The sequence below is a fragment of the Mycobacterium sp. NGS33 genome (assembly GCF_059812885.1).
In genome coordinates this window covers 92,303-106,033 of record NZ_JCALDN010000007.1, presented here as the reverse complement: position 1 = coordinate 106,033, position 13,731 = coordinate 92,303, and the positions used below count along the sequence as shown (strand labels likewise).

14 protein-coding genes are annotated in these 13,731 nt (G+C 68.3%); 4 read left to right on the top strand and 10 right to left on the bottom strand.

The annotated features are described in order from the left end of the window. The 4 genes from AC5Y5B_RS14720 (at nt 1) to AC5Y5B_RS14705 (ending at nt 5,636) form a co-directional block, all read left to right on the top strand. On the top strand, nt 1-2,034 hold the full coding sequence (locus AC5Y5B_RS14720; protein ID WP_205869061.1) for an ATP-binding protein: 2,034 nt from the start codon (nt 1-3) through the stop codon (nt 2,032-2,034). A 54-nt stretch (nt 2,035-2,088) separates the two neighbouring features. Beyond that, the gene (locus tag AC5Y5B_RS14715; protein WP_043410090.1) at nt 2,089-3,243 is read left to right on the top strand and encodes an acyl-CoA dehydrogenase family protein; all 1,155 of its coding nucleotides are present in this window, start codon (nt 2,089-2,091) and stop codon (nt 3,241-3,243) included. A 26-nt stretch (nt 3,244-3,269) separates the two neighbouring features. Beyond that, nucleotides 3,270-4,823: an acyl-CoA synthetase gene (locus AC5Y5B_RS14710; RefSeq protein ID WP_112632379.1), complete on the top strand. Its 1,554-nt coding sequence runs from the start codon at nt 3,270-3,272 to the stop codon at nt 4,821-4,823. A gap of 219 nt (nt 4,824-5,042) precedes the next feature. Then, on the top strand, nt 5,043-5,636 hold the full coding sequence (locus tag AC5Y5B_RS14705; RefSeq protein WP_011560588.1) for a TetR/AcrR family transcriptional regulator: 594 nt from the start codon (nt 5,043-5,045) through the stop codon (nt 5,634-5,636). Here AC5Y5B_RS14705 and AC5Y5B_RS14700 read toward each other — a convergent pair. Genes AC5Y5B_RS14700 through AC5Y5B_RS14655 form a run of 10 tightly spaced genes read right to left on the bottom strand, consistent with a single transcriptional unit; the run spans nt 5,633 to nt 13,480 of the window. Then, nucleotides 5,633-7,354: an acyclic terpene utilization AtuA family protein gene (locus AC5Y5B_RS14700; protein ID WP_430918385.1), complete on the bottom strand. Its 1,722-nt coding sequence runs from the start codon at nt 7,352-7,354 to the stop codon at nt 5,633-5,635. The genes AC5Y5B_RS14705 and AC5Y5B_RS14700 overlap by 4 nt on opposite strands. Beyond that, nucleotides 7,351-8,163, bottom strand: coding sequence for a TIGR03084 family metal-binding protein (locus tag AC5Y5B_RS14695; RefSeq protein ID WP_067330705.1), 813 nt, complete (start codon nt 8,161-8,163; stop codon nt 7,351-7,353). The genes AC5Y5B_RS14700 and AC5Y5B_RS14695 overlap by 4 nt, the downstream gene beginning before the upstream one ends. A gap of 1 nt (nt 8,164) precedes the next feature. Further along, nucleotides 8,165-8,932, bottom strand: a complete 768-nt coding sequence (locus AC5Y5B_RS14690) for an enoyl-CoA hydratase/isomerase family protein (RefSeq protein ID WP_112632378.1) — start codon at nt 8,930-8,932, stop codon at nt 8,165-8,167. A 43-nt stretch (nt 8,933-8,975) separates the two neighbouring features. Continuing rightward, nucleotides 8,976-9,446, bottom strand: coding sequence for a hotdog family protein (locus AC5Y5B_RS14685; protein WP_011560592.1), 471 nt, complete (start codon nt 9,444-9,446; stop codon nt 8,976-8,978). Further along, entirely contained in the window at nt 9,443-9,934 is a 492-nt protein-coding gene (locus AC5Y5B_RS14680) for an FAS1-like dehydratase domain-containing protein (RefSeq protein WP_017205330.1), read from the bottom strand. Before AC5Y5B_RS14680 ends, AC5Y5B_RS14685 begins: the two co-directional genes overlap by 4 nt. Nucleotides 9,935-9,966: 32 nt before the next feature. Further along, on the bottom strand, nt 9,967-10,392 hold the full coding sequence (locus AC5Y5B_RS14675; RefSeq protein ID WP_011560594.1) for a dihydroxy-acid dehydratase: 426 nt from the start codon (nt 10,390-10,392) through the stop codon (nt 9,967-9,969). Next, the gene (locus AC5Y5B_RS14670; RefSeq protein ID WP_011560595.1) at nt 10,389-10,847 is read right to left on the bottom strand and encodes an FAS1-like dehydratase domain-containing protein; all 459 of its coding nucleotides are present in this window, start codon (nt 10,845-10,847) and stop codon (nt 10,389-10,391) included. The genes AC5Y5B_RS14675 and AC5Y5B_RS14670 overlap by 4 nt, the downstream gene beginning before the upstream one ends. Then, entirely contained in the window at nt 10,840-11,883 is a 1,044-nt protein-coding gene (locus AC5Y5B_RS14665; protein ID WP_043410103.1) for an LLM class flavin-dependent oxidoreductase, read from the bottom strand. The genes AC5Y5B_RS14670 and AC5Y5B_RS14665 overlap by 8 nt, the downstream gene beginning before the upstream one ends. Then, on the bottom strand, nt 11,880-12,317 hold the full coding sequence (locus AC5Y5B_RS14660) for a Zn-ribbon domain-containing OB-fold protein (protein WP_112632377.1): 438 nt from the start codon (nt 12,315-12,317) through the stop codon (nt 11,880-11,882). Before AC5Y5B_RS14660 ends, AC5Y5B_RS14665 begins: the two co-directional genes overlap by 4 nt. Beyond that, complete coding sequence (locus tag AC5Y5B_RS14655) at nt 12,314-13,480, bottom strand: thiolase family protein (RefSeq protein WP_112632376.1); 1,167 nt, start codon at nt 13,478-13,480, stop codon at nt 12,314-12,316. Before AC5Y5B_RS14655 ends, AC5Y5B_RS14660 begins: the two co-directional genes overlap by 4 nt. Nucleotides 13,481-13,731 lie beyond the last annotated feature (251 nt).

Sequence of the window (13,731 nt, the reverse complement as noted above, 5' to 3'; positions counted from 1 at the left end):
ATGCCCAAGATCCGCAAGGTCCTGGTCGCCAACCGTGGCGAGATCGCGCGGCGGGTGTTCCGCACTTGCCGCGATCTCGGGATCGCCACCGTCGCGGTCTATTCCGACGCCGACGCCGACGCGTGGCACGTCGCCGACGCCGACGAGGCCGTGCACCTTCCCGGCTCGTCTGCCGCCGAGACCTACCTCGACATCCACCGGATCATCGCCGCTGCCTCGCTCACCGGCGCGGACGCAGTACACCCCGGCTACGGCTTCCTTTCGGAAAACGCCGGGTTCGCGCGCGCCTGTGCCGCCGCCGACCTCGTCTTCATCGGTCCGCCGCCCGGGGCGATCGACGCGATGGGCTCGAAGCTGCAGGCCAAGAAGACGATGTCCGACGCGGGGGTGCCTGTGCTGCCCGGTGGCGACACGACGGGGCTATCGGCCGAGCAGCTGGCGAAGCTGGCCGCCGACGTCGGCTACCCCGTGCTGGTCAAGGCCAGCGCCGGCGGCGGTGGCCGAGGCATGCGCATTGTCGCGTCGCCGGACGAGCTCGACGAAGCGGTCACCTCCGCTTCGCGTGAGGCCGCCGCCGCGTTCGCCGACGGCACCGTCTTCCTCGAGCGTTACGTCCAGCGCCCACGCCACGTCGAGATCCAGATCATGGCCGACACGCACGGAAACGTCGTCTCTCTGTTCGAGCGCGAGTGCTCCGTGCAGCGTCGACACCAGAAGGTGATCGAGGAGGCGCCGTCACCGGTCGTCGACGACGCGTTGCGCGCTCGGATGAGCGAGGCCGCCATCGCCGCCGCGCGCGCCGTCGGCTACGTAGGCGCCGGGACGGTCGAGTTCGTCTACGACGCCGCTCAGGATGGCAAAGCCGACTCCTTCGCCTTCCTCGAGATGAACACCCGGCTGCAGGTCGAGCACCCGGTTACCGAGCTGATCACCGGCCTCGACCTGGTGCGTGCCCAGCTGCTCGTAGCCATGGGCCGCCCGCTGCCTGAGGAGATGCACAACCCGCGAATTCGCGGTCACGCGGTCGAGGCCCGTCTGTGCGCCGAGGATCCGGCCGATGACTACCGGCCCTGTACCGGCACCCTGCGCACCTTGGATGTCCCGGCGCTTGCCGGCGTGCGGGTTGACTCGGGTTTTCGTGCCGGTTCGGTCATCAGTCATTACTACGATTCGCTGCTGGCCAAGGTCATCGCGTGGGCACCAACGCGCGACGAGGCACTTGCCAGCCTCTCGGCGGCGCTGGCCGGCGCCCGTATTCACGGCGTGACCACCAATCGCAACCTGCTTGTTCGCGTCCTGCGCCATGACGAGTTCGCCGGGCGGGGCACCGACACTGGGTTCCTTGACCGACACGACGTCGCCCAACTCGGCGCTGCCCTCCCAGACACGCAGTCCGAGCGCCTGCACGCCGTCGCGGCGACCGTGGCCGGGGTGGCCGCGCGGCGTGCCGTCGCAACTCTGCAGGCCACGTTGCCCGCCGGCTGGCGCAACAACCCTTCGCAGCCGCAGACCACAACCTGGCAGACCCAGGGTGGGCGCGAAGTGCGCGTCGGGTACACGTTAGGTTCGACAGGGACCTGCCTGCAGGTCGACGACGAGCCGTTGGCCGACGTCGAGGTTGTCGAGGGCAGTAGCGAGCGGGTGGTGCTGCGCGTCGACGGGGTGCGCCGCACTTATGATGTCGTCCTCGACGGCGATGTTGCCCACCTCGACTCGGTCGCCGGCTACTCCGCCCTGCGGCTGGCGCCACGCTTCGTCGACCCGAGCACTCTGAACCCGCCCGGGTCGCTCACCGCGCCGATGCCGGGTTCGGTGGTCCGACTGCCAGTCGCCGAGGGCGAGACGGTCTCGGCGGGCCAAACCCTTGTCGTCCTGGAGGCGATGAAGATGGAGCACACCGTCGCGAGCCCGATTGACGGGGTGCTGAGCGCCCTGCCGGTCCAGGTCGGCCATCAGGTCTCGAGCGGTGACGTCCTCGCCGTGGTCGAGGCGGTGGACGGCGGTGAAGTGGCGTCGGACGCCACCGAGCTCTAATGAACCCGGCGCGCTCCCGATCGGTGGCGCGTCGATACCGATGTGAGGAGTGTCATGGAATTGCACGAGACAGAGGAACGTCAGGACCTGCGCAAGGCGGTCGCCGAGATCGCCAAGGACTTCGGACACGAGTACTACCTGGAAAAGTCGCTGGCCGGCGCGAAGAGCACCGAGCTGTGGCAGGCCGTGGGCAAACAGGGCTTCCTCGGGGTGAACCTTTCCGAGCAGTACGGCGGCGGCGGCGGCGGCATCTACGACATGCAGATCGTCGGTGAGGAGCTCGCCGCGGCGGGCTGCCCGCTGCTGATGACCGTCGTCTCGCCGACCATCTGCGGCACGATCATCCAGGCATTCGGCAGTGAGGAACTCAAGCAGCAGTGGCTGCCGGGCATCGCCAGCGGCGAGACGATCATGGCATTCGCGATCACCGAGCCGGACGCGGGCTCGAACTCGCACAACATCTCCACGACCGCGAAACGCGACGGCGACGACTGGGTCATCAACGGCACCAAGTACTACATTTCTGGTGTCGACGAAGCCGAAGCGATCCTGGTCGTCACCCGAACGTCTACCAACGACAGTGGTCGCGGACTACTCAGCTTGCTCGTCGTGCCCACCGATGTCCGCGGGCTCACCAAGTCACTCATCCCGGTGCAGGCGGTCACTCCAGAGAAGCAGTTCACTCTATTCTTCGATGACGTCCGCGTGCCGGCCGCCAACCTTATCGGCGCGGAGAACGAGGGCCTGCGCCAGGTCTTCATGGGCCTGAACCCGGAGCGAATCATGGGGGCGGCGCTCGGCAACGGCATCGGTCGCTACGCGCTGGATAAAGCCGCCGATTACGCCCGCAACCGCCACGTGTGGGGAGCGCCGATCGGCTCGCACCAGGGCGTATCGCACCCGCTCGCCCACGCCAAGATCCAGGTTGAGCTGGCCCGGTTGATGACTCAGCGTGCCGCCGCCCTGCACGACGCCGGCGATCCGGGGTCGGGTGAGGCGTCGAACATGGCGAAATATGCCGCAGCCGAGGCGGGCATCCTGGCGCTCGACCAGGCGATTCAGACCCACGGCGGCAACGGCATGGCCACCGAGTACGGCCTCGCCACGTTGTGGGGTCCGGCCCGGCTCATGCGCACCGCGCCGATCAGCCGCGAAATGATCCTCAACTTCGTGGCGCAGCACAGCCTGAAACTGCCCGCGTCCTACTGAGTCGCCGCGGAATGAAAGGGAATCGCATGCAACTCGGCATCGGTCAGTGGGTGACCCGGCGCGCCTTCCTCAACGGCGGGCGCACCGCGTTGATCAGCAACGGCGCGCACATCACCTACGCCGACCTCGATCGGCGCACCAACCAGGTCGCCGCCGCACTCATCGCCCTCGGCGTGCGCAAGGGCGATCGGGTCGCGATGCTGCTGGTCAATTCGACCGAGTTCATCGAGGTGCTGCTGGGCTGCGCCAAAATGGGCGCACTTGCAGTTCCGCTCAACGTGCGCCTTGCCGGACCCGAGATCGGCTACATCCTGGCCGACTCAGGCGCCGATGTTCTGGTCTTCCACGAGCCGTTCGCCGCGCAGGCCAGGAGCGCCGTCACCGAGTCCGGAGTCCGCGTGCGCCATGTCGTGCGCGCCGGTGGGGTGCCGGCGCCGGGCGAGCTCGGCTACGAAGACGTCGTCTCGGGCGCCGCGCTCGAACCGCTCAACGGTGACGTCGACGGCAGCGACCCCGCGTTCATCATGTACACGTCGGGGACGACGGGCCGACCCAAGGGCGCGATCCTCACCCACGACAACCTGCTATGGAACGCGATCAACGTCCTCGGCACCGACATCGGCCTGCGGGGCGAGGACGTCACCGTCGCGGTGGCGCCGATGTTCCACATCGGCGGGCTGGGAGTACACACCCTGCCGCTGCTCTACGTCGGCGGCACCAGCGTCATCATGCCGTCCTTCGAGCCGCGAGCTACGCTGCAGGCGATGGCCGACCACCACGTCACGGTTCAGTTCATGGTGCCGGCCATGTGGACCGCTCTCACACAGGTGTCCGACTTCGACTCCTTCAACCTGTCTGCGCTGCGTTTCGCCATGGGCGGCGGGTCGCCCGTCCCTCTCACGGTCATCGACTTCATGCGCGAGCGAGGCGTGCCCTTCACCGAGGGCTTCGGCATGACCGAGACCGCTCCCCTGGTGACCGTCCTAGACGCCGAGAACATCAGCAAGCGGGCCGGGTCGATCGGCCGCGTCGCAATGCATGTCGACGCCCGCATCGTCGACGACGACGACCGCGACGTCGCGACCGACACCGTGGGCGAACTAATCGTGCGCGGCCCGAATGTGTTCACCGGCTACTGGATGAAGGCCGAGGCGAGCACCGAGGCGTTACGCGGGGGCTGGTTCCACACGGGCGACCTCGGGCGCATGGACGCCGAGGGCTTCATCACCCTCGTCGACCGCAAGAAGGACATGATCATCTCCGGCGGCGAGAACGTCTACCCGATCGAGGTCGAGCAAGTTCTCTTCCGCCACCCGGCGGTACTCGACGCCGCCGTGATCGGCGGCAAGGACTCAAAGTGGGGCGAACGCGTCGTCGCGATCGTCGTCGCCGACCCGGCAACACAGGCACCGAGCGCCGAGGAGATCGTGGCGTGGTGCCGGGAGCGGCTGGCGCACTTCAAGTGTCCGCGTGACGTGCACTTCGTCGCCGAACTGCCGCGCAACGCCACCGGCAAGCTGCTCAAGACCGAGCTGCGCGCGCAGTTCACGGGCATCGAGGGCGGAGTCGTTTTGCGCTGAGTCGTGCCGCTGCACATCGCGGGTTCGAAGCAGGGCCCCTAAATCATGAACTGAGAAGAGGATGCGACAGCATCGGCGGGGGCTAGCGGTTTCGTTCACCTCCCTTGATTTGGTGCGGCGGGTGCCGACGCAGGCAACCCCAGCGCCGGTAGGATCCCAGCCCGGCCCAGCGGATCGGACGGCGAACAACGTAACCACAAATCGACAGGAGGCCTGAAAGTGGCCGGTTTGCGCCGCAAACTGCTCCTCGAGGCCGCCGCCGACCTGTTCGCGCGGCAAGGCTTTCACGCCGTGGGCATCGACGACATCGGTGCCGCAGCAGGGGTGAGCGGGCCGGCCGTCTACCGGCACTTTCAGAACAAGGACGCGATCCTGCGCGAGTTATGCGACGCCGCCATGACTGAGCTGCTGGCCGGCGCCCGGCGCGCCACCAACGCCGGCACACCGACGGAGGTCCTGCACGCCCTTGTCGACCTACACGCGGCCTTCGGCGCGCGACGACGCGGCCTGTTGGCCGTCTACGCCCGCGAGCACCGCTCGCTGTCGCCGCTGGCGACCCGTGCCCTGCGACGCCGACAGCACAGGTACGAGTCCTTCTGGGTCGACGCGCTCGTACGAGCACGGGGCGATCTGGACCGTGAGCGCGCACAGGGCCTGGTCGCCGCCGTGCTGTCATTGCTCAACGCGTCCGCGTACATGCCGGCGTCGCTGGACGACGCGACGATTGAGGCGATGCTGGCCGCCGCGGCCGTTGCGGCGCTGTTCAGCCGCGCGGTTACACAGCAGGTAGACGGCGCCCCGCACCGGATTTAGTGTGTGTCGAGCAGCGACTGGGGAATGTCCACCATGCGGGACCGCACGTATTCCCCGAGCCCCTTGGCCTGCGCGTCCGGCCGGGTCGACGAGGCCACCCCGTCACCGAGCAAGCCGTGCACCACCACGTTGAGCGCGCGCAGGTTCGGCAGTTCGAAGCGCTCGATGGGCAGGTGCGCCGTCTCCGGCCCGAGCAGTGTGCGCAGCCGCTCGACGCTGAAGTAGTCGCACGCCCACGCGTACCCAGGGTCATCCTGTGCCCACACGCCGAGGTTAGCGTTGCCGCCCTTGTCTCCGGACCGCGCGCCGAGTACCGACCCGAGCGGCGCGCGACGTGTCGGCCCGGACGGCACCGGCAGCTTCGCGGGCGGGGCGATCCCAGCCGGCGGGACCGCACCGGTCGGCGGGTCAGGGATCTCGTGCCGTGTGCCGTCGGCGTCGACGAGTACGTGCGTGAGGGCCGAGCGCGCTATGTAGGCCGGCCGGTAGACGCCGAAGGCGGTCTCCGAGGACGGTGGCGTGGTGGTGTGGAAGCCGGCGAAACCAGCCAGGGCGATCTCCATGACCCCCCGGAGAATGCTCGGCCCACCTTGCGCGGGTCGGCGTCCTTCACCGTCACACGCAGGTGCGCGCAGGCTTGCTCGTTCGTCGGTGCATCGGAGACGTCGAAACGCAACAGCCTCACGTCGACTTCGTCGAAGGCGTCGCGTCCGCCGAGAACGTCGAAGAGCTGCTGTTCGGCGCAGGCCGCCTTGGCCTCGATGTCGAGGCCGGTGAGCACCAGTCATCGTGTTACGGAAGCCGCCCACCTCATTCAACGCCACCTTCAACGTGTCCGGCGGCGGACTGCCTTTCGTACCGCTGATCGCGACGCGGTGCTCATCCTGTTGAGCCAGCCGGATGGTGTCGAAGTGGGCGACGACGTCGGGGCCGAGGTAGGCAGGTTCAGCGATCTCGTAGAGCAGCTGGGCGGTGACCGTGCCGACTGAGACCAATCCCCCCGTGCCGGGATGCTTCGTGATCACCGAAGAGCCGTCCTCGGCGACCTCGGCGATCGGAAACCCCGGGTAGCGGCGGTCGGTGATCTCGTCGAGGAACGCGTAGTTGCCGCCTGTCGCCTGAGGGCCGCACTCGATCACGTGCCCGGCGACGACCGCGCCCGCGAGCCGATCCCAGTCCTCGGGCGCCCAGCTGTGCCACCAGGCAGCTGGACCGACCACCAGGGATGCGTCGGTGACCCGGCCGGTCACGACGACGTCGGCGCCCGAACGCAGCGCCTCGGTGATGCCCCAGGCGCCGAGGTAGGCGTTGGCCGATACCGGTTTGATGTCGCCGACGGGCGGCGTGATTGCGTGGAGGTCGCCACGTAGGTCGTCGCCCTCGACGTGCGCGACGCGCGCGGTGAGGCCGAGACGTGCGGACAGCTCGCGCAACGCGGCGGCCAAGCCGGCGGGATTCAGCCCGCCCGCGTTCGCGACGACCTTGATGCCACGATCGAGACAGGTGCCCAGCACCTGTTCCATTTGGGTGAGGAAAGTCCGCGCGTACCCGCCGGACGGGTCTTTGGCCTGGGCCTTGGCCAGGATGAGCATGGTCAGCTCGGCCAGATAGTCACCGCACAGGACGTCGATCGGTCCGCCCTCGACCATCTCGCGGGCTGCGGCGATGCGGTCGCCGTAAAAGCCGGAGCAGTTGCCGATGCGAACCGGGACGCTCACCGCTGACCCCCTGCGAACTGGCCCGCCACGCGCCCGCCGCCAGGGGGCCCCGCGAAGGCCTGGGCGATCGCGAGCCACTGGTCGGCCAGCGGTCCGTCGGCGACCAAAGCGGTGTCGTCGCGGTGGCGGCGTTGGGTCACCAACAGGCAAAAGTCCAGCGCCGGCCCGCTCACGCGGTTGGCGGCGTCGGCTGGCCCCCACGTCCAGACGCTGCCGTCCGGAGCGGTCAGCTCGACGCGTACCGGGTCCGCGGGGAGGTCCCGACCGTTGGCCAGGTAGCTGAAAGCGCGCGCACCCACCCCGATGTGGGCCACGTGCCGCAGCCGTGCCGTGGCCTCGCGGGTCGCGCCGAGCGCGTCGACGATGTCCTGGCCGTGCGCCCAGGTCTCCATGAGTCGCGCTGTCAGCGACGAGACCGCGCTCATCGGCGGCCCGAACCACGGCAGGCGGGTCGCCGGGGCAATGTCCGCGAACGCCGCAACGAGGGCTGCACGCGACGTGTCGAACCACGCGAGCAGGTCGGCAGCCGGCATTTGACGGCAGCGCTCAGCGATGACGTCGGGTGAGATGCTTCCGTCGGCCATCATCGGCAGGTAGTCGCTGCTGAAACCGTCGGGGTCGGTGGCCGAGCGCACCGCCACGTCGTCGAAGAACGCCAGATGGCTGATCTGGTCGCGGATCGCCCAGCCCACGGCCGGAGTCGGCGCGTCCCAGCCGCGCGGACCTTCGGGCAGCGGTGCGATGAGTTCGCGCAACGCGGCCGTTTCGGCTTCGATGTCGGCGATTACCGACTGCATGGTCACCGCCATGTCAGCGTCCCTTCCACTGTGGTGCGCGCTTCTCGCGGAACGCCGTCGGGCCTTCCTGCGCGTCGTCGCTCAGATAGACCGGCTCCCATATCTCGTCGGCCAGGTCGTAGGCGGCGGCGAGGTGGTGCTGTGCCGAGAGGTACACGGTGCGCTTGGACGCAAGCACCGATAGCGGTGCGTTCGCGGCGATGCTGAGCGCCAACTGCTGGGTACGCTCGCGCAACTGATCGGCCGGCACCACCTCATTGACTAAGCCGACCTGGTGGGCGCGCTCGGCGGTGATCGGGTCGCCGGTCAGCAGGATCTGCATGGCAACGCGTGGGGGCACCAGCCACGATAGCGGTGCCGCCCACGGCGACCCGCGGCCGACTTTGACCTCGCTGACGGCGAAGGTCGCGTGTTCGGCAGCCACGACCAGGTCGCACTGCTGCGCGAGCAGGAAGCCCCCGGCGAACGCGACACCGTTGACGGCCGCGATCGTCGGCTTCGCGACATCGATGTTGCGGCCGAACTGCGGAGCGAAGTCCTTCGGGGGCACCTTGAGCGCGTTCTGCGCCATCTCCTTCAAGTCCCCGCCGGCGCAGAACGCCTTATCGCCCACGCCGGTGAGGACGAGCACCTTCGCCGCGTCGTCGTCATTGAAGCGGCGTACCGCGTCGAAAAGCCCCGTGCGCACAGCGTTGTTCAGCGCGTTGCGCGCCTCGGGCCGGTTGATCGTCAGCCAGGCCACGCTGTCGACGACCTCGTAGCGAACCGGTTGCTCGGCCACCGAGCCTCCGTCCCTCACCGTCGCCTCGCATGTGAGTGGCAGCTCACCCCGGCACCTCGACAAACGGGTCGGCCAGCTCAACGGTGGCTTCACTCGGCACGCACGGACCATCTTCGCTCGAGACGAGCAACTCGAGGTCGACGAGGCGCCGTCCGCCATCGTCGCGTTTGGCCACGACCTTGCCGCTCAGGGTTGCGGTCTGGCCCGGATAGATCGACCGGATCATTGAGATTCTGCGGCGCCGGATGAGCGCGTCGGGTCCGGCCCATTCGTTGAGGCCGCGGTCGATGAAGCCATGGAAGAAGAGGGTTGACAGGTAGATCGTGCGCTGGCCCTGGCTGCGCGCGTAGTCGGGGTCGTGGTGACCGGGGAACCAGTCCCATGTCGAAGCCGCGTTCATGCAGATGCGCTTGTAGCTGATCTCGATCGAGACGGGCGTCAGGGTGTCGCCGACGGCGATGTCCTCGAACCGCACGGGGACGCGGACCATGCTGCGCTCGGTGGAGTCGTTCATGATGCGCCTTCACTATCGGCGGTGTCGTATCGGAAGAGCACGTTGGTGTTGCGGCCGATGACCTCACCGTGCTGGTCGGAGAAGGTGCTCACCGTGGTGATGAACACACCGGTGCCCACCCGCGTCGTCTTGGGCTCGGAGATCGAGGCGATCTCCTCCACGATCGACACGTGATCGCCTACCCGGGGCCGGCGTTCGAACTCCGTCGTCGTCGAGGCGTTGATGATGTGGTGGCCCGGCAACGGGACGCTGAGCGCGAACATCATGTCGGCACGCGCTAGGTACCCGGGCACCCACTGCGGCGCGAAGCCGAGGCTCATCAGCAGCCCGGGCGGGCAGTCCTCACCCTCCCAGTAACGGGGGTTCGCGTCCTCGACGAGCGAGCAGTAGTACAACACCATCGAGCGGTCGATCGGGAACCACGCATGCCGCGGTTCGGAGCGATGACCGACCCACGCCCGGCCTTCGTCGAAGGTCCCGAACGTCATCCCGAGGCCGGTGACGTCGCTCGTTGGCGCGCTCACCGGGTCACCTGCACGACGGCGCTCCCCTTTATCGCGGGTTCGCCGGTCTGGCGCGTGACCACGAGTTCGAGGTCTGCCACCTGCTGCCCTCCGGCCTCGCGCACGCCGGTGACCCTGCCGCCGAAGCTGAGCAGGTCACCGGGCCATACCTGACCGGTGAACCGGATGCGGAACGAGCGGATGTTGGCCAGCCCCACCCAGGCGGTCAGCCGCTGCGCGAGCACACCGCCGTGCAGCAGTCCCATGCCGAACACACCGGGCATGCCGGCCGCGCGGGCGAACTCTTCGTCGTGGTGGATCGGGTTGAAGTCGCCGCCGGAGCCGGCGTAGCGAACGATGTGCGAGCGCGTCAGCGGGCCGAACTGTGAGGTCGGCATCTCGTCGCCGATGGCCAACGCCACCGGCGCGGGGGATGTCGTCATTGGGTGGAGCCTCCGGTTTCGATCAAGACGTCGGTCTGGCGCACGACGAGTTCGTCGCGCTGGTTGGTGAAGTCGGTCTCGATCGTCACGATTGTCATGATGCCGCCGCGCTTCCCCTCGCGGCTGGTCACGTTCGACACCCGACGAGTCTCGGTGAGCTCGTCGCCGACGAACACCGGCGCGAAATACTCCCAGCCGCACTCACCGTGCAGTACGCGTCGCAGGTCGAGCCCGAGGGCGCCGAACATGTCGTCGTCGGCGCGCCAGTGAGCCGAGGAGACGACGAAGGTCGGAGGAGCGGGGATCGCGCCGAAGCCGGCGGCGCGGGCGGCCGCGACGTCCTGGTAGATCGGGTCGCGGTCGCCGAGCGAAAGTGCGAACTCGCGCACTTTGGACCGGTCGACGGGAAACGTGGTCCTCCCGAGTTGCGTCCCGATGAGCGATGCGTCAGCCACTCTGGTCACCTTTCCCGCCGGCGAAGGCCGGCGCACAATCGCGAATGAGGCTGCCGAGGTTCTCGGCGATGCGCTCGGGCGCGAGACCAATCGAGGGTGAGTAGAGAACGATGTGGTCCAGCACGCCCTCGTAGCGGCGCAGCCCTTCTCGGACCTCGGCGGCGGTGCCGGCCACCGCCATCGCGTCGATCATGTCGTCGGTGACCGCGGCGAACATGGCCGGCAGGTCACGCCGTGCGAACGCGTCGCGGATGGCCGCTCCCTGCCTGGCGAAACCGCTGACGTCGAGCACGTGCTCGTAGGTCTTCACCGAGGAGTAGAACGCGATCTGCTGCGCGGCCTCACGACGTGCGATCTGTGGGTCGTCGTGCACCGCGCAGATGACCATCGAGACGATCTCAATGTCGGCGGGATCGCGTCCGGCCCGCTCCGCACCGCGCACGACGGCTGGGCGGGCGACCTCCTCGACGTAGGTCGTGGTGAACAGCGGATGACCAGCCAACCCGTCGGCTACGCGCCCTGCCACCTCGCACATCCGCGGACGCACGCCCGCGGTGATGATCGGGATCGCTCGCTTCGGCGGCGCGACGTCGCCGGTTGGGACGAGATTCATCCGGTAGAAGCGCCCCTCATGGCGCACGGGGCCCTCGTGCAGGTTCCAGATCCGACGCACGAGCGGGACCAGCTCCTCCATGCGCAGAGCGGGAGCGGAGGTGTCCTCCACGCCGTGCCAGTCGCTCATCATGCGGCGTGTGCCGTTGCCGAGCCCGAGTACGACGCGCCCGCCTGAAAGCTCGTCGAGGTCACGCGCCTCGGTGGCGAGCACGAGCGGGCTGCGCCCGACGCCATACAGGATCGACGACCCGATGCGGCAGCGCTTTGTGCGCGCGGCCATCGCGGCCATCGAGATCGAGCCGGAGCGCGAGTAGAACTCCGAGGCCCAGGCGGCGTCGAAGCCGGCGAGGTCGGTAGCCTCGGCGGTCTCGACAAGGGTGGCCAAGTCCGCGCCGAGCACCGAGACCCCGTACGTGGTCACGACGCCGCCAGCCTGAATCGGACCAGCCCAAGGTCCTCGTTCACCCGCTCGAACACTGCGCGCACTCTCGTCCCGATCGCAACTTCATCTGGGGCCACGCCCTCGAGACTGGCCAACAACTGCGGCCCCTCGTCCAGACGAACGAGCACGACGACGTACGGCTCGCTGCGCGGGAACGAGTCCCACGGGGGGCGGTACACCGGCGCGAAACTGACGATCTCACCAGTACCCGCCGCGGTCTCCCAGGCCAACTCACCGTCATGGCAGACGGGACACACCAGCCGCGGGTAGAGGAAAGGGTGGTCGTTCGCGCACCGCTGGAAGACGAGTACACCGCGGGCCGCTGCTGCGAAGTAGGGACGGTTGACATCGGTCAGCGGCGGCAGCGCCTCAGGATCGTGTAGACCGTCGAGAGAACTCGAAGCTGCGGTCATGACGCTCCCTCCATCACCATGCTGACGTGACTGCACAGCATCGAGCCGTAGCTGTGCACGAACGCGGTATCCGCCCCGGGCACCTGACGGCCCTCGGCGCGACCGGACAACTGCCAGTAACCCTCAAGGATCTGCGAAATGCCAGAGGAGGTCCCGGTGTGCCCGAACCGGATTAGGCCGCCGTCGGTGTTCACCGGCAGGTCGCCGCCCGGATCGGCGCAGCCGTCACGGTAGAAATCGCCTGCCCCGCCGGGCTTCACGAAACCCGCCTCCTCAAGGATCATCGCCGGGTTGGAGGCGAAGGCGTCGTAGAGCAAGGCGATGTCGATGTCGGCCGGCGCCCGTCCGGAGCGCTCGAAGGCCATCGGACCAGAACGGGCGGCCCCGGTACGACCCGGCCGGGCCAGCGAGGTCAGAAAACCGTGGGTGTGACCCTCTCCGAAGCCGAGCAGGTGGACCGGCCGGTGCTTGCCCGCGCGAGCCCGGCGGGCCGAGCCCAGCACGAGCGCGCCACCGCCCTCGCAGGGAATCGAGCAGTGGTAGAAGTGGAACGGCCCGGCGATCGGGCGGGACGCCAGCACGTCCTCCACAGTCAGGCGTTGTGAGCGGTGCGCGATCGCCGCGGGATTCAGCGCGGCCCACCGGTCCTGCGACGCGGTGACCTCGGCGATGTCCGCCTTGCCCTGTCCCGTCTCGTGCATCCAGGCCTGCGCGATCAAACCGTACAGCGCCGGCACGGACGGTCCGTAGGGCATCTCGAACGCGTGGTCACACACCAGCGCCATCAGTTCGCGCCCGCCATCGCGGATCGGTGGAAACTTGCCCGCCGACACGACCAGCACCGTCTCGGCCTCGCCCCGGGCGATGACGTTACTCGCCATGCGCGTCATGGCCAGATGGGTCCCGCCGCCAAGCTGACAGGTCATCTGAAGTTTCAGGTTGTGCAGCCCGAGATAGTCCATGAGGTCCTCGGACAGGAAGATCGAACCCTCGTTCGTCATCGGCCCGGCGCACACGAGACCGTCGACCTCGTCTGGGACCACCCCTGCGTCGGCGAGAGCCGCGACCGCGGCGCGCACATGCAATTCAGTGGAGGTGTACGGAACGTTTCTTCCTGGAGCGAGTTCGGCGGCACCGATGATGGCCGGCTGGTCGTGTGGCATCCGGACTCCTTCCGACCACGCGTTCAACGCCGGTCCCGACGTGAACGACGGTTAGCATAGCGTGACTAGGGGGTCCGCGTCACCCCCCGCCCGCACCCGCCGCCAGCGCGGTATGGATTCTCTGGATGTCGTTGCGCCTCTTCCCAAGAGGGTGCTGCGATGACCGAAACCCGCGCCGATCGTGTCGTTTCTCGACGATGTCCAGGTGACAGATGAGGCCGATCGCGAAGCCCGCTGGTTCCGGTGGACGC